The organism is Streptomyces sp. TLI_55 (genome assembly GCF_900206255.1).
Classification (GTDB): Bacteria; Actinomycetota; Actinomycetes; order Streptomycetales; family Streptomycetaceae; genus Streptomyces; species Streptomyces aquilus.
Genome location: NZ_OAOJ01000001.1, coordinates 4,737,543 through 4,757,591 on the forward strand (window position 1 = coordinate 4,737,543; position 20,049 = coordinate 4,757,591).

The 20,049-nt window shown below is 69.7% G+C and carries 16 protein-coding genes and 1 pseudogene; 6 read left to right on the top strand and 11 right to left on the bottom strand.

Features of this window, described 5'->3' with window-relative positions:
* Positions 1–59: 59 nt before the first annotated feature.
* A complete protein-coding gene (locus CRP56_RS21725; protein WP_097266410.1) occupies positions 60–884 on the bottom strand; it encodes a maleylpyruvate isomerase family mycothiol-dependent enzyme in 825 nt (274 codons plus the stop codon).
* Between the two features lie 182 nt (positions 885–1,066).
* On the opposite strand from CRP56_RS21725, the gene CRP56_RS21730 reads away from it, so the two are divergent.
* Positions 1,067–1,864 carry a carbon-nitrogen family hydrolase gene (locus tag CRP56_RS21730; protein ID WP_097266413.1) on the top strand — a complete coding sequence of 266 codons (798 nt, stop codon included), beginning with the start codon at positions 1,067–1,069 and terminating at the stop codon, positions 1,862–1,864.
* A 10-nt stretch (positions 1,865–1,874) separates the two neighbouring features.
* Here CRP56_RS21730 and CRP56_RS21735 read toward each other — a convergent pair whose 3' ends face one another.
* On the bottom strand, positions 1,875–2,372 hold the full coding sequence (locus CRP56_RS21735; protein ID WP_097266415.1) for an LURP-one-related/scramblase family protein: 498 nt from the start codon (positions 2,370–2,372) through the stop codon (positions 1,875–1,877).
* A gap of 117 nt (positions 2,373–2,489) precedes the next feature.
* On the opposite strand from CRP56_RS21735, the gene CRP56_RS21740 reads away from it, so the two are divergent.
* Complete coding sequence (locus CRP56_RS21740) at positions 2,490–4,322, top strand: thioredoxin-like domain-containing protein (RefSeq protein WP_097266417.1); 1,833 nt, start codon at positions 2,490–2,492, stop codon at positions 4,320–4,322.
* A gap of 5 nt (positions 4,323–4,327) precedes the next feature.
* Here the strand turns inward: CRP56_RS21740 and CRP56_RS47640 are convergent, their stop codons facing one another.
* The 6 genes from CRP56_RS47640 to CRP56_RS21765 form a co-directional block, all read right to left on the bottom strand.
* A complete protein-coding gene (locus CRP56_RS47640) occupies positions 4,328–4,492 on the bottom strand; it encodes a hypothetical protein (protein ID WP_165951232.1) in 165 nt (54 codons plus the stop codon).
* A 48-nt stretch (positions 4,493–4,540) separates the two neighbouring features.
* Positions 4,541–5,689, bottom strand: coding sequence for a glycosyltransferase (locus CRP56_RS21745; protein ID WP_373559662.1), 1,149 nt, complete (start codon positions 5,687–5,689; stop codon positions 4,541–4,543).
* Between the two features lie 213 nt (positions 5,690–5,902).
* The gene (locus tag CRP56_RS21750) at positions 5,903–6,127 is read right to left on the bottom strand and encodes a DUF6458 family protein (RefSeq protein ID WP_059194289.1); all 225 of its coding nucleotides are present in this window, start codon (positions 6,125–6,127) and stop codon (positions 5,903–5,905) included.
* 80 nt (positions 6,128–6,207) lie between these two features.
* Complete coding sequence (locus CRP56_RS21755) at positions 6,208–7,503, bottom strand: M18 family aminopeptidase (protein ID WP_097266419.1); 1,296 nt, start codon at positions 7,501–7,503, stop codon at positions 6,208–6,210.
* Positions 7,504–7,602: 99 nt separating this feature from the next.
* Complete coding sequence (locus tag CRP56_RS21760) at positions 7,603–9,429, bottom strand: acyl-CoA dehydrogenase (protein ID WP_097266421.1); 1,827 nt, start codon at positions 9,427–9,429, stop codon at positions 7,603–7,605.
* A 133-nt stretch (positions 9,430–9,562) separates the two neighbouring features.
* Positions 9,563–10,372 carry a dioxygenase family protein gene (locus tag CRP56_RS21765; protein ID WP_097266423.1) on the bottom strand — a complete coding sequence of 270 codons (810 nt, stop codon included), beginning with the start codon at positions 10,370–10,372 and terminating at the stop codon, positions 9,563–9,565.
* A 121-nt stretch (positions 10,373–10,493) separates the two neighbouring features.
* Here CRP56_RS21765 and CRP56_RS21770 point away from each other — a divergent pair, with 121 nt between their 5' ends.
* The 3 genes from CRP56_RS21770 (at position 10,494) to CRP56_RS21780 (ending at position 14,163) form a co-directional block, all read left to right on the top strand.
* The gene (locus CRP56_RS21770) at positions 10,494–10,958 is read left to right on the top strand and encodes an SseB family protein (RefSeq protein ID WP_097266426.1); all 465 of its coding nucleotides are present in this window, start codon (positions 10,494–10,496) and stop codon (positions 10,956–10,958) included.
* Between the two features lie 180 nt (positions 10,959–11,138).
* Positions 11,139–13,076 (top strand): YncE family protein, encoded by a 1,938-nt coding sequence (locus CRP56_RS21775; RefSeq protein WP_097266428.1) that lies wholly within the window; start codon positions 11,139–11,141, stop codon positions 13,074–13,076.
* A gap of 115 nt (positions 13,077–13,191) precedes the next feature.
* Positions 13,192–14,163, top strand: a complete 972-nt coding sequence (locus CRP56_RS21780) for a pirin family protein (RefSeq protein WP_097266430.1) — start codon at positions 13,192–13,194, stop codon at positions 14,161–14,163.
* A 77-nt stretch (positions 14,164–14,240) separates the two neighbouring features.
* Here the strand turns inward: CRP56_RS21780 and CRP56_RS21785 are convergent, their stop codons facing one another.
* Positions 14,241–16,025, bottom strand: a complete 1,785-nt coding sequence (locus CRP56_RS21785; protein WP_097266433.1) for a recombinase family protein — start codon at positions 16,023–16,025, stop codon at positions 14,241–14,243.
* A gap of 73 nt (positions 16,026–16,098) precedes the next feature.
* Positions 16,099–16,664, bottom strand: a pseudogene (locus tag CRP56_RS21790) (HAD-IA family hydrolase).
* Positions 16,665–16,750: 86 nt separating this feature from the next.
* On the opposite strand from CRP56_RS21790, the gene CRP56_RS21795 reads away from it, so the two are divergent.
* Positions 16,751–17,815 (top strand): AI-2E family transporter, encoded by a 1,065-nt coding sequence (locus tag CRP56_RS21795; RefSeq protein WP_097274330.1) that lies wholly within the window; start codon positions 16,751–16,753, stop codon positions 17,813–17,815.
* Here the strand turns inward: CRP56_RS21795 and CRP56_RS21800 are convergent.
* A complete protein-coding gene (locus tag CRP56_RS21800; protein ID WP_097266435.1) occupies positions 17,782–19,923 on the bottom strand; it encodes a SpoIIE family protein phosphatase in 2,142 nt (713 codons plus the stop codon). The two genes, CRP56_RS21795 and CRP56_RS21800, sit on opposite strands and share 34 nt — an antisense overlap.
* Positions 19,924–20,049 lie beyond the last annotated feature (126 nt).

Genomic DNA, 20,049 nt, shown 5'->3' on the forward strand with positions numbered 1-20,049 from the left:
CGGCGCCGGTGCTGGGCGGGGGGTGGGTCGCGCAGCCCGGCGCTTCGGGGTGCCGCCTGTTACTTGGTCACCGTGAAGTTCCTCAATATCGCCGCCGTCAGCTGGGGTTCGCCCTCCGCCTTCACCCGGTCCGCCACCTGTTCCGGCGTCACCCGGCCGCAGGCCAGGCGGACGTAGGTCTCCCAGTCGAGGGTGAGGGTGGCGGCGGGGCCCAGGGCGGGGACCGTTTCGAGGGTGCCGCGGCCCTGGATGTCGACGCGGATCGTGCGCAGGAACTCGATGGGGCCGTGCACGTCGAAGACGACCGCCGAACTGCGCGGGGCGTCGGCCTTCTCCGCGACCACGGCGGGGAGTTCGGCGAGCAGATAGTCCCGCGCGACGTGCGCGCCGGGCGAGTCGAGGTTGCCGGGGCGGCCGAGGGCGGCGCGCAGGTCCTGCTCGTGGACCCAGACGTCGAAGGCGTGCCGCCGCATGGACTCCTCGAGCGTCAGTTCGCTGCCGTAGGGGCCGCGCACCTTGGTCCCGGGGTCACGCGACTCGTTGCGGAGCTGGCGGTTGCGGCGGATGATCACGTACTCCAGCTCGGACGTCATCTCCGGCGCCGTGTGGTGACGGCGGACGTCGACCTGCATCTCCGTGTACCGCTGCTGTTCGTTCGTCACGTGGTAGAGGTCGCGGGGCAGGGTGTGGATCGGGCGCGGGTCGCCGAGCATCTCGCAGTCCAGACCGATGACATGGGAGACCACGTCACGGACCGACCAGGCCGGGCACGGCGTGCGCCGGTTCCACTCTCCTTCCACGAGCGGGGTCACCAGCTCGGATATCGCTTCGATGGAGTGGGTCCAGGCGTCGGCGTAGGGCTGGAGGGTGGGATGCAGACTCACGGAACGGGACCCCTCGGCGGTCGGTACACGGGCAGATGGCGGCGGCGTTGCCAGCGGGAGGTGGCTGCACTGAGCGGGTGTCTTGAAACGCTAAGTTACGCTGCTCTGAGGCACCCCGGCAGTGCTTTCGTGTGACGATCGTAGGCCCGTGTGAACGGCTCGAATGCCAGGACGGTGGTAGTGTGCGCGCCTCTCTGATCCAGATCGACGTGAACGAGGACGAATCGGTCGAGTCGCGTCGACTGCGGGTGGCTGCTCTGGTGCGCGGGCAGGCGGGCGCCGACCTCGTCGTCCTCCCCGAACTGTGGACCACCGGCGCCTTCGCCTACGAAGGGTTCGACAGCGACGCGGAGCCGCTGGACGGGCCGACGCACGAGGCGATGGCGAAGGCCGCGAGCGACGCCGGCGTGTGGCTGCACGCGGGCTCGATCCCCGAGCGCGCCGACGACGGGACGCTCTACAACACCTCGCTCGTCTTCTCCCCCTCCGGTGATCTGATCGCCGCCTACCGCAAGATCCACCGCTTCGGCTTCGACAAGGGCGAGGCCGTGCTGATGGGCGCGGGGCGGGAGCTGGTGACGGTCCGTCTGCCCGAGACGACCCTTGGCCTCGGCACCTGCTACGACCTCCGCTTCCCCGAACTCTTCCGCGGTCTCGTCGACGCCGGCGCCGAGACCTTCGTCCTCCCCGCGGGCTGGCCGGAGCGCCGCCGGGCGCACTGGACGCTGCTGGCTCAGGCGCGGGCGGTGGAGAACCAGGCGTTCGTGCTCGCGTGTGGAACGGCCGGGACGCACGCGGGAGTTCCGCAGGCCGGTCACTCGATCGTGGTCGATCCCTGGGGCGAGGTACTGGCGGAGGCGGGGGCCGGCGAGGAGATCCTCACGGTCGAGTTCGACCCCGGGAAGGTCGCGACGACCCGCGAACAGTTCCCGGCCCTCAAGGACCGCGTCCTGGGCCTGGAGCCCCCGCGCAAGCCATAGCGGTTCGCCGTCAGTCCTCCTCGCGTTCCTTCTCCGCCAGGTGGATCACGCACACCGCCACCGCGATCAGCAGCGCCGGGTCGGCGTCCTCCCGTACGACGTCCACGCCGTACGTCTCCCGGACGTGCAGCCAGCGGCGCGAGACGACGGCGAGGAGCTCCTCGTCGTACTCGATGGCGAACTCGCGGTCGAGGATCTTGCCGCTGACGTCGAGTTCGGTGCTGCCGTCGGCCAGGGAGACCCGGTAGTGGTTGCGGAGCAGGGACAGGCGCTTGCGCTTGATGCGGGCCAGGGGCTCGCCGTCCCGTTCGATCACCATCGTGTCGCGCAGGGCGAACATCTTCTGGTGGATGTCGATGAGGACGCGCCCGCGCGTGTCCTTCAGCTCGAAGGTGTCGCGCAGCCGCATGGCCTTGCCGTCGACGAGGAAGACCTTGTTGCCCTGGTCGTCCTCGATCCAGTAGTCGTCGCCGAAGCCGAGCAGCCGGTCGCGTACGAGGAATCTCATGTATGACCGCTTCCCCGGACGCCGGGCCGAAACGCCGCCGGTACTCCGACGGGCTGAGCGCGGTCCCGCCGGGCCTCCGCTCGGGTGACTGTCGGTGGCGGGTGGCACGCTTGGTCCATGAGCGACTCCGCACCCCGCCGCGTCCGTGTCCGCGCCCCCGAGCTGATCGGCAAGGGCGGCTGGCTGAACACGGGCGAGAAGCAGTACAGCCTGGCCGACCTGCGGGGACGCATCGTCATCCTCGACTTCTGGACCTTCTGCTGCATCAACTGTCTGCATGTCCTCGACGAGTTGCGCGAGCTGGAGGAGAAGCACCGCGACACCGTCGTCGTCATCGGCGTGCACTCGCCCAAGTTCGTGCACGAGGCGGAGCACGGGGCGGTGGTGGACGCCGTGGAGCGGTACGGGGTCGAGCATCCGGTGCTGGACGATCCCGAGCTGGCCACCTGGAAGCAGTACGCGGTACGGGCCTGGCCGACGCTCGTCGTGATCGACCCGGAGGGGTACGTCGTCGCGCAGCACGCCGGTGAGGGCCATGTGCACGCCATCGAGCGCCTCGTGACCGAGCTGGAGGCGGAGCACGCGGCGAAGGGCACGCTGCGGCGCGGCGACGGGCCCTATGTGGCGCCGGAGCCGGAGCCGACCGTGCTGCGGTTCCCCGGGAAGGCGCTCGTGCTGCCCTCGGGGAGCTTCCTGGTCAGCGACACCACCCGGCATCAGCTCGTCGAGCTGGCGGCGGACGGGGAGAGCGTGATGCGCCGGATCGGCTCCGGTGCCAGGGGAATGCGGGACGGTGCCGGTGACACCGCCTCCTTCAACGAGCCGCAGGGGCTCGCCCTGCTGCCGGACGGCTCCGTGGTCGTCGCCGACACCGTCAACCACGCCCTGCGCCGGCTGGACCTCGCCACCGGCGAGGTGACCACCCTCGCCGGTACCGGACGGCAGTGGATGCAGGCCGACGCCACCTCGGGTCCCGCGCGTGAGGTCAACCTCTCCTCCCCCTGGGACGTCGCCCACTGGAACGGCAGGGTGTGGATCGCCATGGCCGGCGTCCACCAGCTGTGGACGTACGACCCGGAGGAGGGGACCGTCTCCGTCGCCGCCGGTACCACCAACGAGGGCCTGGTGGACGGCCCCGCCGAAGAGGCCTGGTTCGCCCAGCCCTCCGGGCTCGCCGCCACCCCGGACAAGCTGTGGCTCGCCGACTCCGAGACGTCCGCCCTGCGCTGGGTCGCCCTCGACGGCACCGTCCACACCGCCGTCGGGACGGGACTGTTCGACTTCGGACACCGCGACGGCACGGCCGAACAGGCGCTGCTCCAGCACCCGTTGGGCGTCACCGCGCTCCCCGACGGCTCGGTCGCCGTCAGCGACACCTACAACCACGCCCTGCGCCGCTTCGACCCGGCGACCGGCGAGGTCACCACCCTCGCCACCGACCTGCGCGAGCCCAGCGACGCGGTGCTGGTCGGCGAGGACATCGTGGTCGTGGAGTCCGCCCGGCACCGGCTGACCCGGCTGCGGCTGCCGGAGGAGGCCGTGAAGGTGGCCTCGGTCGCCCACCGCACGCAGCGGGCCGCCACCGAAGTCGCCCCCGGTGAGCTGCGGTTGGACGTGGTCTTCCAGGCGCCCGCCGGACAGAAGCTCGACACGCGCTACGGCCCCTCGACCCGGCTGCTGGTCTCGTCGACCCCGCCCGAGTTGCTCGCCGACGGTGAGGGCGAGGGCACCGACCTCTCCCGCACCCTGCGTCTCGACCCGGCCGTCACCGAAGGGGTTCTGCACGTCTCCGCGATGGCCGCGTCCTGCGACGACGACCCCGAGAACGAATACCCCGCCTGCCATGTCCACCAGCAGGACTGGGGCGTCCCGGTCCGCCTCGTCGAGGGCGGAGCGGACCGGCTGCCGCTCGTGCTGGCCGGGATGGACCCCGACCAGCCCGCTCGGTGAAGGGGTCAGCGGCGGCGCGGGCGCGGGGCCAGCTTGTAGAGGGCCACGCCCGCGGCCGCCAGGGTGGTCGCCGTGACGACCAGGGCCATGCTGTTCATCCACAGGCCCGTCGCGGCAAGGGTGGCACCTCCGGCACCGGTGGTGCCCGCGCCGATCACTCGTCCGTACATCGTGCTTCTCGCTTCTCTCGGTAGAGGGTCAGGTCTCTTGGCTGAGGGTCAGGTGGCGACCCACTTCTCCTCGCTGCGGCGCACCAACCCCCACAGCGAGGTGAAGTAGACGGCGTGCTGAAAGAGGTCGTAGAGCATCTCCGGGACCATCAGCGCCGCGACCAGGACGGCCTTCGGGCCGGCCCGCCGTACGGAGACCGTCTTCTCGACGACGAAGATCAGGCCGATCGCCGTCCAGAACGGGGAGAGGCCCGGCCAGCCGTACAGCGTGGTGAACGTCGTCATGTAGACGAGGTAGACCAGGAACGACAGCGCGCCGAAGCCCATCAGGACCTGCTGGGCGAAGTAGCGGGCGGTGACCTTGGTCCAGCCGTAGTCGCGCAGGTTCTCCAGGGCGCCGCGTTGCCAGCGCAGCCGCTGGTGCCACAGCTTGCCCAGCGTCGGCATGACCTCGGTGGTGACCGCGCAGCCGGCCGGGGACATGGCCCGGTAGCCGAGGGTCTTGACCGCCTTGGTCATCTCGTCGTCCTCGGTGAGCGAGGCGAGGCTGTAGTAGCTGCTGCCGCCGCCGATCACCCCGGCGCGGCGGGCCGCCCGCACCTCGCGCAGCACCCGGGCGCGGAACATGGTGCCGGTGCCGGTGAGGACCTGGGCCTTGCCGCCGGTGCGTTCCAGTTCCCAGGCGTAGCGGTGGAACTCCATGCGCTGGAGCAGACCGAGGAGGCCGCCGCCCTCCTCGCCGTAGAAGACCCCGCCGACGGCGCCGACCTTGCGATTGAAGGTGGCGAGGGCGGTCTCGGCGAACCAGGGGTCGAGGACGGTGTCGGCGTCCTGGACCAGCAGCAGGTCGCGGTCGTCGAGGTGGGGCAGCATCCAGGCGATGGCCTGGTTGAGGGCGCCGGCCTTCTTGTGGGTGTTGCCCTGGGTGTGGAACACCTGGGCGCCGTGCGCGACGGCGATCTCGGCGGTGTCGTCCGTGCAGTTGTCGCAGACCACCACGACGAGGTCGGGGCGCCGGGTCTGGTCGCGCAGGCCGTCGATGGCGGCGCCGATGCGGTCCGCCTCGTTGTGCGCCGGGATCAGGACGGCGAGCCGGGGGCGGGTCGGCGGCTCCTCGGGGGCCGCGTGGGCGCGCCGGGCCGCATGGCGGGGCACCGGGTGCGGTCTCGGACCGCTCGGCGCCGCGAGGTCGAGCACGCCGGGCCCCCTGGTGCGAAGTCTTGTGAGGACGGGGCTCGGTACCACTCACCCCCCGAGCCCCGGAGTCCTCACAAGTCTTCACGAAATCCATACAAGCCGACAAGCAGTCCGGGGTAACGGACTGCTCACGGTTGTCTGGATATTTCCTGCGAGCCCCATTGATGACGAGCTGTCAGAAAGGACCCGCTGTCAGCCGTTGTTCAGCCGCTGTCAGTACTCCCTGCGCCGTACCTCTTCGTCGACGACCGGCGTGGTGGGCGGCACCACGACCCGCCTGCGCCGCGCGATGCTGCTGAAGGTGCTGACCCCGATCAGTCCGACGATCATCAGGATGATCCCGACCAGATCGAGGTTGACCCCCTGCATGTCCCAGTCCGTCGCGAACGTGAGGATGGCTCCCGCGGCGATGAGGATGATGCATCCGCCGAGGCCCATGTGTGTCGCCTCCCCTGCATGACGTTTCCGTCAGGGGCGGGTACCCAACCGGGGAAACCTATCCCTCCCGTTCTTGACGGCTATCCCTCCAGGAACGCCACCAGCGCGTTGGCCAGCAGATGCGGGTCGTCCGCGCCGCACAGTTCGCGGGCGCTGTGCATCGACAGGATGGCGACACCGATGTCGACCGTCTTGATGCCGTGCCGGGCCGCGGTGATCGGGCCGATGGTGGTGCCGCAGGGCATGGAGTTGTTGGAGACGAAGGACTGGAAGGGCACGTCCGCCTTCTCGCAGGCGGCGGCGAACACCGCGCGCCCCGAACCGTCCGTCGCGTAGCGGTTGTTGACGTTGACCTTGAGGATCGGGCCGCCGTTCACGCGCGGGTGGTGCGTCGGGTCGTGCCGCTCGGCGTAGTTGGGGTGGACCGCGTGGCCCGTGTCGGAGGACAGACAGACGGTGCCCGCGAACGCTCTCGCCCGGTCCTCGTACGACCCGCCGCGCGCGAACACCGACCGCTCCAGCACACTGCCGAGCAGCGGCCCGTCCGCGCCCGTGTCGGACTGCGAGCCGTTCTCCTCGTGGTCGAAGGCGGCGAGTACGGGGATGTAGCCGAGGTCCGAGCAGGCCGCGACCGCCGTCAGCGCGGCCACCCCGGCGTGCACCGACAGCAGGTTGTCCATGCGCGGCCCGGCCACCAGCTCCTGGTCGCGGCCCAGGTAGGCGGGCGGCTCGACGGAGTGGACCATCAGGTCCCAGCCGGTGACCTCGCCCGCGTCGAGCCCTTCCTCCGCCTCCAGGAACGCGATCAGATCGCCCTCGCGGACGTCGTCGCCGAGCCCCCAGATGGGCTGCAGATGCCGCTGCTTGTCGAGCTTGAGCCCCTCCGCCGACACCGAGCGGTCCAGGTGGATGGCGAGCTGCGGCACCCGCAGCAGCGGCCGGCCCACGTTCACGAGCCGCGTCGAGCCGTCCCGCAGGGTCAGCCGGCCGGCCAGCCCCAGGTCACGGTCGAGCCAGGAGTTCAGCAGCGGTCCGCCGTAGATCTCCACCGCCACCTGCCGCCAGCCGTGCGCCCCGGCGTCCGGCAGCGGCTTGACCCGCAGGTTGGGGGAGTCGGTGTGCGCGCCGACGATCCGGAACGGCGTGTGCGCCTCGGCACCCTCGGGGACGTACCAGGCCACGATCGCGCCACCGCGCAGCACGTACTTGCCGCCGCTCGTCCCCTCCCACGCGTCCGTCTCGGCGACCTGCCGGAAGCCGGCCTTCTCCAGCCGCTCGGCGGCGTTCGCCACGGCGTGGTACGGCGACGGGCTCGCCGCCAGGAAGGACATGAGGTCGTCGGTGTGGCCGCGGTCGAAGCGGGAGGGTTCGCTCATGGGGTTCACCTTAACGACGAAGGGATTCACCTGGACGACGTACGAGGGCCCGCTCCCGGTGAAGGAAGCGGGCCCTCAGGAGAGCTGTGCTGATGTGTCCTAGAACGCGGCCTCGTCCAGCTCCATCAGGTCCAGCTCGACGTTCTGGGCGAGCTTGCGCGCACCCGTGACACCCGGCAGGACGTTGGCCGCGAAGAACTTCGCCGCCGCGATCTTGCCCGTGTAGAACGCCTTGTCCTTGGCGGAGGCGGTCTCCAGCTTCTCGGCGGCCACGGCCGCTCCCTTGAGGAGCAGGTAGCCGACGACGACGTCACCGGAGGCCAGCAGCAGACGGGTGGTGTTCAGGCCCACCTTGTAGATGTTCTTGACGTCCTGCTCGGTGGCCGCGAGGTCGGTCAGCATCAGACCGACGATGGCCTCCAGCTCGACGGCCGCCTTCGCGAGGTGCTCGCGGGCGCCGGCCAGCTCCTCGCCGCCGGTGCCGAGCGCCAGGAACTTCTTGATGTCCTCGGCGAGAGAGTTCAGGGCCGCGCCCTGGTTGCGGACGATCTTCCGGAAGAAGAAGTCCTGGCCCTGGATCGCGGTGGTGCCCTCGTACAGGGTGTCGATCTTGGCGTCCCGGATGTACTGCTCGATCGGGTACTCCTGCAGGAAGCCGGAGCCACCGAAGGTCTGCAGCGACTGGGCGAGCTGCTCGTAGCCCTTCTCGGAGCCGTAGCCCTTGACGATGGGCAGGAGCAGGTCGTTGAGCGCGTGCTCGGCCTTGGCGTCCTCGCCCGCGGCCTCCTTGACGGCGATCGCGTCCTGGATCGAGGCGGTGTAGAGGACGAGGGCGCGCATGCCCTCCGCGTACGCCTTCTGCGTGATCAGCGAGCGGCGCACGTCCGGGTGGTGCGTGATGGTGACCTTCGGCGCGGTCTTGTCGCCGAAGGCGGCCAGGTCGGTGCCCTGGACGCGCTCCTTGGCGTACTCCAGCGCGTTCAGGTAACCGGTCGACAGCGTCGAGATCGCCTTCGTGCCGACCATCATGCGGGCGAACTCGATGATGCGGAACATCTGGCGGATGCCGTCGTGCTTGTCGCCGATCAGCCAGCCCTTGGCGGGGTGCTGGTCACCGAAGGTCATCTCGCAGGTGTTGGAGGCCTTCAGGCCCATCTTGTGCTCGACGTTCGTCGCGTAGACGCCGTTGCGCTCGCCCAGCTCGCCGGTCTCGAAGTCGAAGAGGTACTTCGGGACGAGGAAGAGGGACAGGCCCTTGGTGCCGGGACCGGCACCCTCGGGACGCGCGAGGACGTAGTGGAGGATGTTCTCCTCCATGTCGTGCTCACCGGACGTGATGAAGCGCTTGACGCCCTCGATGTGCCAGGAGCCGTCCTCCTGCTGGATCGCCTTGGTGCGACCGGCACCGACGTCGGACCCGGCGTCGGGCTCGGTGAGGACCATGGTGGAGCCCCAGGTCTTCTCGACCGCGATCTGCGCCCACTTCTTCTGCTCCTCGGTGCCCTCCTCGAAGAGGATGCGCGCGAACGCCGGGCCGGAGGAGTACATCCACACGGCCGGGTTCGCGCCGAGGATCAGCTCCGCGTACGCCCAGATCAGGGACGGCGGCGCGGTCGTCCCGCCGATCTCCTCCGGCAGGCCGAGCCGCCAGTACTCGGAGTCCATGAACGCCTTGTACGACTTCTTGAAGGACGGCGGGACCGGCGCGGTGTTGGTCTCGGGGTCGAAGACCGGGGGGTTGCGGTCGGCGTCCGCGAAGGACTCGGCCAGCTCGTTCTCCGAGAGCCGCGTCAGCTCCGCGAGGACGCTTTTCGCGGTGTCCGTGTCCATCTCCTCGAAGAGACCCGTGCCGTACAGCTTGTCGCGGCCGAGTACTTCGAAGAGGTTGAACTCGATGTCACGGAGATTCGACTTGTAGTGCCCCATGGCGACGGCTCCCTGGAGAGACGGGCGAGGCACTGGATCCTCGCGCTAGTTCACGTACCGACAAGTAGCTTCGATACGATGATGCTACCCGCCGGTAATAAGCCGCAACCCCGATCCGGCCATCTGTGACGGTTCACACCGCAATGGTGAGGGTGGCGGTGTATCCGGAGCCCGTACTCCCCCGCACGACCGCCAGCTGCCGCTCGTACCCGTCCCGGAAGACGCCGTCGCTCTCCGGGGAAAGACCGCCGAGGTGGGTCACGCTCGCCTCGTAGCCCTTGGTGGCGTACACCGTGTCGCAGACGTCCTTGGGGAGGGCCAGCTGCGAGGTGCTGGTGATCGCCCTCGCGGCGGTGGCGTCCGCGAGGCCGCCGTAGACCTCGAAGTGGATGTGCGGCCAGCGGCCGGCGTAACAGCCCGGGAAGACGCTGGTGAAGGTGACCTGCCCCGCCTCGTCGGTCTCCTGCACGCCCCGCAGATAGTTCTCGTCCGCGACCCCCTCCGTATAGAGGGAGTAGCGGCCCTCCCGGTCGCAGTGCCACACGTACACGGCGGCGCCCTTCTTCGGCGTACCGCACCCGGAGTCCGCGTCCACGACGGTGAGCGTCACGGTCAGCGGGACACCCGCCGCCGTGCCGCCCGCCGAGTCGCCGAAACTCGTCCTGATGTCGCCGCGCACGACACCGCTCTCCTTGAGGACGTTCACCCCGTTCGAACCGTCACCGGGGTACGGACCGGCCGTCTCCTCGGGGATCGGCGCACAGTCCGGAGTCGCGGCGGTGGCGGCGTCGTCGTCCGTGGAACAGCCGGCCAGCGACACGAGGCTCGCTCCCGCCAGCAGCCGGATCATCCGGCGGCGGGCCAGGACGGGAAGGTCGTAGGAGAGCCCCCGGTCGTGCTCATGGACCTCGTCATGGACCTCGTCGTGCTCGTGTCGGCGCATGGGAACGACGCTAGGAGCCGGCGGCCCCCGGAACCCAGAGCCGACGGCTGTCGAGTCGCTGTCGGTTTCCCGCACCCCAGGGGCGCCCACCGCCCCCGCCCCGCTCGGTACGCTTGCGCCCATGTACGGCTACGACCAGAGCGCGGGTACGCAGCAGCAGTACTCCACGCCACAGCAGCAGATGCCGGGCGGGTACGGCCAGCAGCCGCCGCTGTACCCCGAGCCGTCCCCGCCGTCCCTCGCGGACGCGGTGCGCGCCTTCACCACCGGGCAGCTCGCCGCCGAGGACTTCCAGCAGGTCTTCGCCACCTCCAAGGTCTACTGCCCGCGCGGCGACAACCCCGGCTTCCTCGCCCTGCACAACACCCAGCAGCCGGTGATCCCGATGTTCACCTCGCTGAAGGAACTGCGCCGGTACGCGGGCAAGGAGTCCAAGTACTTCGTGATCACCGGCGCCGAGGTGATCGACCTCCTGCCCACCGGCTACGGCTTCGTCCTCGACATGGAGGGCGAGCACCGGATGGTGTTCGACGCGAAGGCGGTCGAGCAGATGGTGGAGTTCGCGATGCGAAGGATGTACGGGTAGGCGACGAACGGCGGTCGAAAAACCTCCACTCGATTGTCACAGGCATGCCATAGAGTGCTTTTCGGCAGCCGCGCCCCGCACGTCACACCGCCTTCAGGCGGCCCGCGTCCGGGTGCCGCGCGGCGCCTTCAGCTCTCCCGGCACCGCCGGGATTCTCTGTGGGGGTTCATCACTGTGCGCATGCGCAGCACCTCGACCGCGACGGCACTCGCGGTCCTGTTCAGCTCGGCGGCGCTGAGCGTCGTATCGGCCGGCCCGGCGTCCGCCGTCACGGCCACGGTCGGTTCACCCGGGGGCATCGTCGTCAGCGACACCCTCAAGCGGGTCTACCTCGGCGACGACACCACCGGCAGCATCATCGCCGCCGACTACAACGGCAACCGCGTCGACTCGGTGACCGGCATCAAGGGCGTCTTCGACCTGGCACTCTCCGACGACGGCAGCACCCTGTACGCCACCGCGCGGGTCAGCCACGAGATCGTGGCGCTCGACGCGGCCACCCTCGACATCAAGGCCCGCTACCCCGTCGCCACGAACACCGGCCCGCTGTACGTCGAGTACGCCGGCGGCAAGGCCTGGTTCTCCTACGGCGACCAGTGGGACGGCGACCTCGGCTCCGTCGACCCGGCCGTCGACCCGGCGAGCGGAACCGACCCGGTGGCCCTCGCCCAGATCCCGACCGAGGGCACCGGCTCCGGGATGTGGGGCCAGGCCCTGCTGGACACCGACCCGCTGCGGCCGGGCCTGCTGGCCGTCGGCGAGACCGGCGACTCCACCGGCACCGAGGCCGTCCTCGACGTGTCCAGCGGCACGCCGAAGGTCGTGGCCTGGAACGACCAGTCGTACACCCTGAACGACGGGCTCGGGGACATCGACCTCGTCGCAGGCAACGACCAGGTGCTCGTCAACGGCACCGAACGACACGCCTACGCGAACGGCAACCTCACCAAGGACGGCGCCTACCCGGCCGGCTGGCAGGCGGACATCGCGCGCAACGGCCTGGTCGCCCAGACCTCGGGCGACAAGGTCGCCATCTACCGGCCGGACGCCACCCAGCCGGTGCGCACCTACAGCCAGTCCGCCACCGCTCTCGCCTGGGCGCCGGACTCCTCCCGGGTCTTCGCGCTGGTCAGCTCGGCGTCCGGCTACACCCTCAAGGTGCTCACCGACCCGGCGCTCAACGTCCCGACGCTCACGGTCAACGCCCCGGCCACGGCCGCCCGCGCCAAGTCGCTCACCGTCAAGGGCAAGATCTCGGCGACGGTGCCGCTGCCGGCGGGCGCCAAGCTCGCCGTCACCCGCACCGACCTGGACAGCCCGAACGGCAAGGCGCTGGCGACGGTGACGGTCAAGGCGGACGGCACGTACTCCTTCGCCGACACCCCGCCGGCCGGCGGCAAGGTCAAGTACACGGTGAAGTACGCGGGCGACGCCGCCCACACGGCCGTGAGCGCCTCGGACACCGTCGACGTCTCCCGCGCCACCACCACGCTGAGCCTGAACAACAACGGCAAGCTGTACTCGTACGGCCAGGACGTGAAGTTCACCGCGCACCTCGGCAAGACGTACAAGAACCGCTCGGTCTCGATCTACGCCGACCCCTTCGGCAGCGACAAGGGCAAGAAGCTGATCAAGACCGGCACGGTCAACTCCGACGGCAACATCAGCGCCTGGGTGGACATGACCCGGGACACGGCCGTCACCGCGGTCTTCGCGGGCGACTCCCGCTACCAGTCGAAGACCGTCAAGTCCACGGCCTACGCCAAGGTCAAGATCTCCACGGCCGTCTCGAAGCACTACAAGACGGCGAAGATCGGCTCGACGACGTACTACTGGTTCCACAAGAGCACGGACCCGCTGCTCACGACGACGATGTCGTACTACCCGGGCCGTCAGCAGCGCTTCGACCTCCAGGTCTACTACCAGGGCACCTGGTACTCGACCGACTCGGAGTACTTCCCGCTCGGCTCGAACGGCAAGTCGGCCGTCTCCCTCGGGGCGCCCGACGAGTCGGGCATCCGGGCGCGGATGCGGTCGGTGTACGTCAACGGCTCGTCCGGCGACAGCGTGAACTCGACGACGTACGGGTCGTGGAAGTACCTGTACTTCAGCAACTGACGCGGGTCAGGCCCGCGTGGTGGAGCCCGGAGGGAATGTCCTCCGGGCTTCTGCCGTTAGGGGTGGCAGAAAGTTCAACGCTCAACTAAACTGGTTGCACCAAGGAGGTACCGACATGCCTGCAGTGACCGTCGAGAACCCGCTGACGCTGCCGCGCGTCGCCGCATCGGCAGACGCCGTGGCCCGTCCCGTGCTCACCGTCACGACCGCGCCGAGCGGCTTCGAGGGCGAGGGCTTCCCGGTGCGCCGTGCGTTCGCCGGGATCAATTACCGCCATCTGGATCCGTTCATCATGATGGATCAGATGGGGGAGGTGGACTACGGTCCCCTCGAGCCGAAGGGCACGCCCTGGCATCCGCACCGGGGGTTCGAGACCGTCACCTACATCATCGACGGCACCTTCATCCACCAGGACTCCAACGGCGGTGGCGGCACCATCACCAACGGGGACACCCAGTGGATGACGGCCGGCTCGGGCCTGCTGCACATCGAGACCCCGCCCGAGTCGCTGGTCATGTCCGGAGGGCTCTTCCACGGCCTCCAGCTGTGGGTGAACCTCCCCGCCAAAGACAAGATGAAGGACCCGCGCTACCAGGACATCCGTGGCGGTCAGGTCCAGCTTCTGACCTCGCCGGACGGCGGCGCGCTGCTCCGTGTCATCGCCGGTGAACTGGACGGCCACCAAGGCCCCGGTATCACCCACACCCCGATCACGATGATCCACGCGACGCTGGCACCGGGCGCGGAGATCACGCTGCCGTGGCGTGAGGACTTCAACGGCCTCGCGTATGTGCTGGCGGGGCGTGGTTCCGTGGGTGCCGAGCGGCGGCCGGTCCAGATGGGGCAGACGGCCGTCTTCGGCGCCGGCGGTTCCCTGACGGTCCGCGCGGACGAGAAGCAGGACTCCCACACGCCGGACCTTGAGGTCGTCCTCCTCGGCGGACAGCCGATCCGTGAGCCGATGGCCCACTACGGCCCGTTCGTCATGAACACCCGCGAGGAACTCCAGCAGGCGTTCGAGGACTTCCAGAAGGGGCGGCTGGGGACGATCCCCGCTGTGCACGGGATGTCGGAGGGTGGCCTGTAGGGGGCCGGTTCCTCAGGTCGCCAGAGCCCGAATCCGCGAGTCCGGTCCGCGGATTCGGGTCTCTGCCCAATGCAGTGCTACAGCCGTACGTCGAGGTCGATGCCGCCCGCCCAGGTGACGCTCACACGGGACTCGGTGCTCACGCCTTGCCCGGCGTGGCGATAGGCCTTGCGCACCTCGACTCGGTCCAAGAAGAGGCGGAAGAGGGCCCGCTTGTCGTCTCGGCCGGCTTGATCCCACCATGAGCCGGGGCCGAGCGGGTCTCTCTCACCTTGCGCAACCCAAGCGGAACGCGGGAGTTCGACACACTCGCTGTTTCCCAGCTCCGCAATACGGGCATCCAGTGCCCTCATGTCTTCCGCGAGCGCGCGTTCGTGGCGCCCGTCCGCGTGCTGCTGTTGCCGAGCGTGCCGAAGGTTCGCCCGCTCGGCCAAGAGCCGGTCCCGCTCCTCGGCGACCTCCGGAGATTCCTGCTCCTCCTGTGCACGCGCATATCGCGCCGACGCGTTGGCGAGAACGGTGCTGGTCCCTTCATCGACTTGTGACGCTGTGACCATGGAGAGGATCCGCCGGGCCAGGTACTCCTCGATCCCCTTCGACCCGATGGTCACGTCTCCCGCGTGCTGATCCGGCTTCGCCGTCCGGCGGCGGCACCGGTAGTGCTTCTTCGCGCCGGTTCCCCCGTGCGTCATGGAGGCGCCGCACTCGCAGTACAGGAGTTTCATCGCGGACAGGATCCCTGAGGGGCGGCTCTGCCAGTCTCCACCGCCGGGGTGCCGGTCCGTGAACCACTCCTGTACGCGGTACCACCGTTCAGGACTGACGATTGGCTCGCACGCCGGCACGGGGTTGCCGCTGTCGTCACGGATGATCCGGTACTCGGCGATCTTTTTGCTCGGTGTGCCGTCTCGGCGTTTGCCGTACACGCTTTCACAAGCGAAGCCTGCGATACGCGGGTCGATCAGAATGCGCTTGACGGTGGCCGCGTCCCAGGGGGCGTCCGCATGCTGCCGTTCGGTCCTCCTCCCGCGCGTCAGGTGCCCTTCGGCTTCGAGTTCGCGGGCGAGTTTCCAGCAGGAGCCGGACGTGTCGCCCCTGACAAGCCAACCCTCGACGATCTCCACCATGCGACGGACGATCGGCGCCTCGTGCTTCGTGTCAGGCGTGAGGACCTTCACGTTGACCGGTCTTCCGTCGGTTGAACTGCGCGTCTCGTGGACGAGAGTGAAGCCGAACGGGGCCTTGCCCGTGTAGCCGCCCAGGCTGACCTCCAGGGCTTTGGCGGCCCTGATCGCGTTGCTCTTGTTCAGGCTTTCGTCGTGACTGGCCTGAAGTTTGAACAGCAGCTCTGTGAGGGCGAGTTGGTTGTCGGCGTGGAACTCGCGATGCTCGCCGACGCTGACGATGCGAATCCGGTTCATGAGAAGCGGACGGAGCTCGTCGATCGTCTCCGTGGCGGATCTGCGGCTGAGCCGGGACATGTAGTGCACCACGATCACGTTGACGCGGCCTGCCCGGACATCGCGAAGAAGTCGTTCGTAGGCGGGGCGTTTGACGTCCTTGAAGGCGCTCAGGCCCAGGTCCTCATAGACCTCGACATGGCTTGGTGGCACGTCCCATCGCGCCATCGCCCTGAGACACTCTGCGCGCTGTGCGGCCGTGCTGGCTTCACTGCCGCGGGCGCGACGTTCTGACTGGCGCACGTAGATCCCTGCGTGAATCGCCATTCCGGTGACGATTCCCGGCCTAGTGGGAGCGGTCAGGTGTGCCGGAGCGGGCAAGGCGGCGTTAGAGTCGCCGATATCCATCGGATCGGTCCGTTCGATCTTGTGTGGTGAGACCCCGGCGGGTGCTGCGAACATCCGGCCGGGGTTGTTTGTTATCGCGAACGCTAGGCGGCCACTACGGAGTGTCGCAGCCGATTGCGAAAAGTGATCAGCCCCGCTGAGCGAAGGCCAGGATGGGGGGGATCGCCTGGTGGAGGGTGGGGAAGTGGCGGTGGACGCCGTCGACCGCGATGTCGGTGTTCACGCCCCACACGTTCATTCCGGTGCGCAGGCCGGACCGTACTCCGGAGGGGGCGCCCTCGATGACCAGGCAGTGTTCCGGAGCCGTGCCCAGTCGGGCGGCGGCCCGCAGATAGGGGACGGGGGACGGTTTGTCCTCCTCCACGGCGGCCGCGTCCACGATGACGTCCGGGAGGGGTAGACCGGTTCGCTCGAAACGGCCGCGGACCCGGTGCTCGTAGTTCGAGGTCACCAGAGCCCAGGAGCCCGGCGGCAGGGCGTTCAGCAGGTCGGACGCGCCGGCGAGGCCGTGTAGACGCCGAACCGGACGTCGTGGTCCTCCAGTTCGTGAAGGGAGGACAGGCATTCCTGCGGGTCCCGGTCCGGGGCGACCTGGGCGAAGGTCTCCAGCGGGCGGGTGCGCAGGGCCACCTTGTAGACCTCGGCCGGGGCCAGGCCGTGGCGCTCCGCCCAGGCGCCCCAGGCGCTGATCATGACAGCAGGTGGCCGTGGGTCGGTTCGAGGGGCTCGTTCGGATGACTCTGCGCGACAGGGGAACCGGCGTATGGCCAGATGGGAGCATGCAGGAACCGTCGACAGCGCTGCTTCCGGGACCGGTTCGTCGTGGCGCCGCCTGGTGTGCCGTGACGCTTCTCGTCGCCGGCGTCGTCTACGTCGGGATCCTGCTGTGCGCGGAGTTCCGTACCGCTCTGGTGCCCGTGTTGCTCGCATTGCTCGGGACCGCGTTGCTCGGGCCCTTGCACCGGTGGCTCATCAAGGTCGGGGTCGGGCGGTCGCTTGCCGCCGGGCTCACCTGTGTGGCCGTGGTCGCCGTGGTGGGCGGGGCCGTCTACATCGTCGTCGCCGCGCTCATCGACACCGGGGACCAGATCGTCGCCTCGCTCAAGGACGCGGCTCAGGGGATCGCCGAGCACTTCGGGGCCGCGGGGACCTCGCTCGACGATCTCGCCTCCAATGCCAAGGAGTTGCTGAGCAGGTTCGGGGGGACCGCCGCCTCCGGGGTCATCAGTGGGGTCAGTGTCGTCGGGGAGGTCCTTGCGATGGCCGTTCTCGCGTTGTTCCTCGTCTTCTTCTTTCTGCGGGATTCCCATCGGGCCGTCGGTACGCTGCGGTCGATGGTTCCGGCAGGCTCCGGCGACCTCGTCGAGGCCCTGGCGCGGCGGGCCTTCGGGGCGGTGGAGGGGTTTATGCGGGGGACCACGATCATCGCCCTCATCGACGCCGTCTGCATCGGCGTCGGGTTGCTGATCCTTGATGTCCCGGGGGCCGTGGGGCTCGCGGCGCTTGTGTTCGTCGGGGCCTACATTCCCTATCTCGGAGCCTTCATCTCGGGGGCCGTCTCCGTGCTCGTCGCGCTGGCCGACCGGGGGTTCGTCATCGCGCTGTGGGTGTTGGGAGTCGTGCTCGCCGTGCAGGTGCTGGAGGGGCATGTGCTCCAGCCCGCCATCCAGAGCCGTACCGTGCAGATGCATCCCGCCGTGGTGCTGGTCGCCATCACCGCCGGGGCGTCCACCGCCGGGGTGCTCGGGATGCTGCTCGCCGTGCCGCTCACCGCCGCCGCGTTCGCGGTCGGGCACGAGCTGCGGGAGCGTTACGCGGAGGATGCCTCGGTCGTCGACTCGTAGAGCTCGAACCAGATGCTCTTGCCCTCGCCGCGCGGGTCGACTCCCCAGGCGTCGGCGAGGAGTTCGATGAGCACCAGGCCGCGTCCGGAGGAGGCGAGTTCGCCGGGGCGGCGTTTGTGGGGGAGGTCGTCGCTGGTGTCGGTGACCTCGATGCGCATCCGGCGGGTGCCGGGGCCGTCGCCGCGGACCTCGGCGAGGAGCAGCGCGTCGGCGTCCGTGTGGACGAGGACGTTCGTCAGGGTCTCCGACAGGAGCAGGACGGCGGAGTCGATCTGGTCCTGGGAGGGCCAGTCGTGGAGGAGTTCCCTGAGCTGGGCGCGGGCCACTGCGACGCGTTCCGGTTCCGCCTGGGCCACCGTGAGCATCGTGCGGCGGACCTGGGGCGGGGTGACGGTGTCGCCGCAGCCGCAGCCGTCTCCCTCGCGGTGCAGCAGCAGGACCGCTATGTCGTCCTCGCGGCGGTCGGTCAGGGGGCCCGGGGTGTGGTGGGAGGAGGGGCCGTGGACCGCCTGGACCAGGGCGTCGGCGAGTTCCTCGAGGTCGTCGCCCTTGTGTTCCTCCAGGATGGTGCGGACCCGCTGCCAGCCGGTGTCGAGGTCGTGGCCGCCGGTCTCCAGGAGGCCGTCCGTGCAGACCATCATCGTCTCGCCGGGTTCGAGGGTGAGCCGGGTGGTGGGGTAGTCGGCGTCCGGGTCGATGCCGAGGGGGAGGCCGCCGTCGGTGCGGCGGGCCAGGACGGTGCCGTCGGCCATGCGGATCGCCGGGTCGGGGTGGCCGGCGCGGGCGATGTCGAGGACGCCGGTGCGGGGGTCGACCTCGGCGTAGAGGCAGGTCGCGAAGCGCAGGTCGCCGGGGTCCTGGTCGTCGTCGTACGTCATGCCGTGCAGGAAGCGGGAGGCGCGGGAGAGGACGGCGTCGGGGCGGTGGCCCTCGGAGGCGTAGGCGCGCAGGGCGATGCGGAGCTGGCCCATCAGGCCGGCGGCCCGCACGTCGTGGCCCTGGACGTCGCCGATGACGAGGGCGAGGCGGCCGCTGGGCAGCGGGATCATGTCGTACCAGTCGCCGCCGACCTGGAGGCCGCCGCCGGTGGGGACGTAGCGGGCGGCGACGCTCATGCCGGGTATCTCGGGGCCGAGCTTGGGGAGCATGGAGCGCTGGAGGCCGTCCGTCAGCTCGCGGGCGGATTCCGCGGCCTCGGCGCGGGAGAGGGCCTGGGCGAGCATGCGGGCGACGGTGGTGAGGACCGAGCGCTCGTCGGGGGTGAAGGCCACCGGGTAGGTGAAGGCCGCCATCCAGGCGCCCATGGTGCGGCCGGCGACGGTCAGTGGCAGGAACGCCCAGGACTGGCGGCCGAAGTGGGCGGCCAGTGGCCAGGTGAGCGGGTAACGCTCGCGGTAGTGGTCGGGGCTCGACAGGTACACCGCGCGGCCGGTGCGGACGACCTCCGCCGCCGGGTAGTCCGTCTCCAGGGACATGTGGGAGAAGGGGCCCTCGTCGCCGGGCTGCTGGCCGTGGTGGCCGATGATCTTCAGGCGGTCGCCCTCGACGCCGAAGACGGCGAGGCCGTCGGGGGAGAAGCCGGGCATGGACAGGCCCGCCGCGACGCGCAGGACCTCCTCCGTGGAGCGGGCCTCGGCCAGGGCGCGGCCCGCGTCCAGCAGGAACGCCTCGCGGGAGCGGCGCCAGTCGCCGGTGACGGCGGTGCTGCTGCGGGCCGCGGCGGTGGTCGGCGAGGGTTCGGTGACCTCCTGCATCGCGCCGATCAGGACGAAGGCGCGGCGCTCGGGGTCGTAGGACGGCTTGGAGCGGCTGCGGACGACGCGGATGACCCGGTTCTGCTCGTCCATGATCCGGATGCGGACCTCGGCGAGGGTGCCCTCGGCGACGGCGAGCTGGATCACGCCCGTGATCTCGTTCCAGTCCACGGGGTGCATGCGAGCGCGTGCCTGGACCTCGGTGAGGGTGGTGGGCTCGGCACGCAGCCCGAGCAGCCGTGCGGCCTCGGCGTCCACCGTGACCAGGCCTGTCGCGGTGTCCCAGTGCCACAGGCCGGTGGCGAGGGCGGAGAGTACCTCCCCCACGGCGGGCAGGGGCTCACCAGTGCGCATTGCCCCACTGTAAGAACAGATGATCGGCGGGTGCCACTGATCGCCGGGCGTAAATGGTGGGGAGGCGATCTTTGGGTGGCCGGTACCCTTGGGAGGTCCGGGCACCATGGCCCGTTCCTGTCGGGG

Coding starts and splice junctions, on each gene's coding strand:
- CRP56_RS21735 (WP_097266415.1), bottom strand. CDS start 2,372: ATGAGATTCCTCGTACGCGACCGGCTGCTCGGCTTCGGCGACGACTAC.
- CRP56_RS21740 (WP_097266417.1), top strand. CDS start 2,490: ATGAGCGACTCCGCACCCCGCCGCGTCCGTGTCCGCGCCCCCGAGCTG.
- CRP56_RS47640 (WP_165951232.1), bottom strand. CDS start 4,492: ATGTACGGACGAGTGATCGGCGCGGGCACCACCGGTGCCGGAGGTGCC.
- CRP56_RS21750 (WP_059194289.1), bottom strand. CDS start 6,127: ATGGGCCTCGGCGGATGCATCATCCTCATCGCCGCGGGAGCCATCCTC.
- CRP56_RS21755 (WP_097266419.1), bottom strand. CDS start 7,503: ATGAGCGAACCCTCCCGCTTCGACCGCGGCCACACCGACGACCTCATG.
- CRP56_RS21760 (WP_097266421.1), bottom strand. CDS start 9,429: ATGGGGCACTACAAGTCGAATCTCCGTGACATCGAGTTCAACCTCTTC.
- CRP56_RS21765 (WP_097266423.1), bottom strand. CDS start 10,372: ATGCGCCGACACGAGCACGACGAGGTCCATGACGAGGTCCATGAGCAC.
- CRP56_RS21770 (WP_097266426.1), top strand. CDS start 10,494: ATGTACGGCTACGACCAGAGCGCGGGTACGCAGCAGCAGTACTCCACG.
- CRP56_RS21775 (WP_097266428.1), top strand. CDS start 11,139: ATGCGCAGCACCTCGACCGCGACGGCACTCGCGGTCCTGTTCAGCTCG.
- CRP56_RS21780 (WP_097266430.1), top strand. CDS start 13,192: ATGCCTGCAGTGACCGTCGAGAACCCGCTGACGCTGCCGCGCGTCGCC.
- CRP56_RS21785 (WP_097266433.1), bottom strand. CDS start 16,025: ATGTTCGCAGCACCCGCCGGGGTCTCACCACACAAGATCGAACGGACC.
- CRP56_RS21795 (WP_097274330.1), top strand. CDS start 16,751: ATGCAGGAACCGTCGACAGCGCTGCTTCCGGGACCGGTTCGTCGTGGC.
- CRP56_RS21800 (WP_097266435.1), bottom strand. CDS start 19,923: ATGCGCACTGGTGAGCCCCTGCCCGCCGTGGGGGAGGTACTCTCCGCC.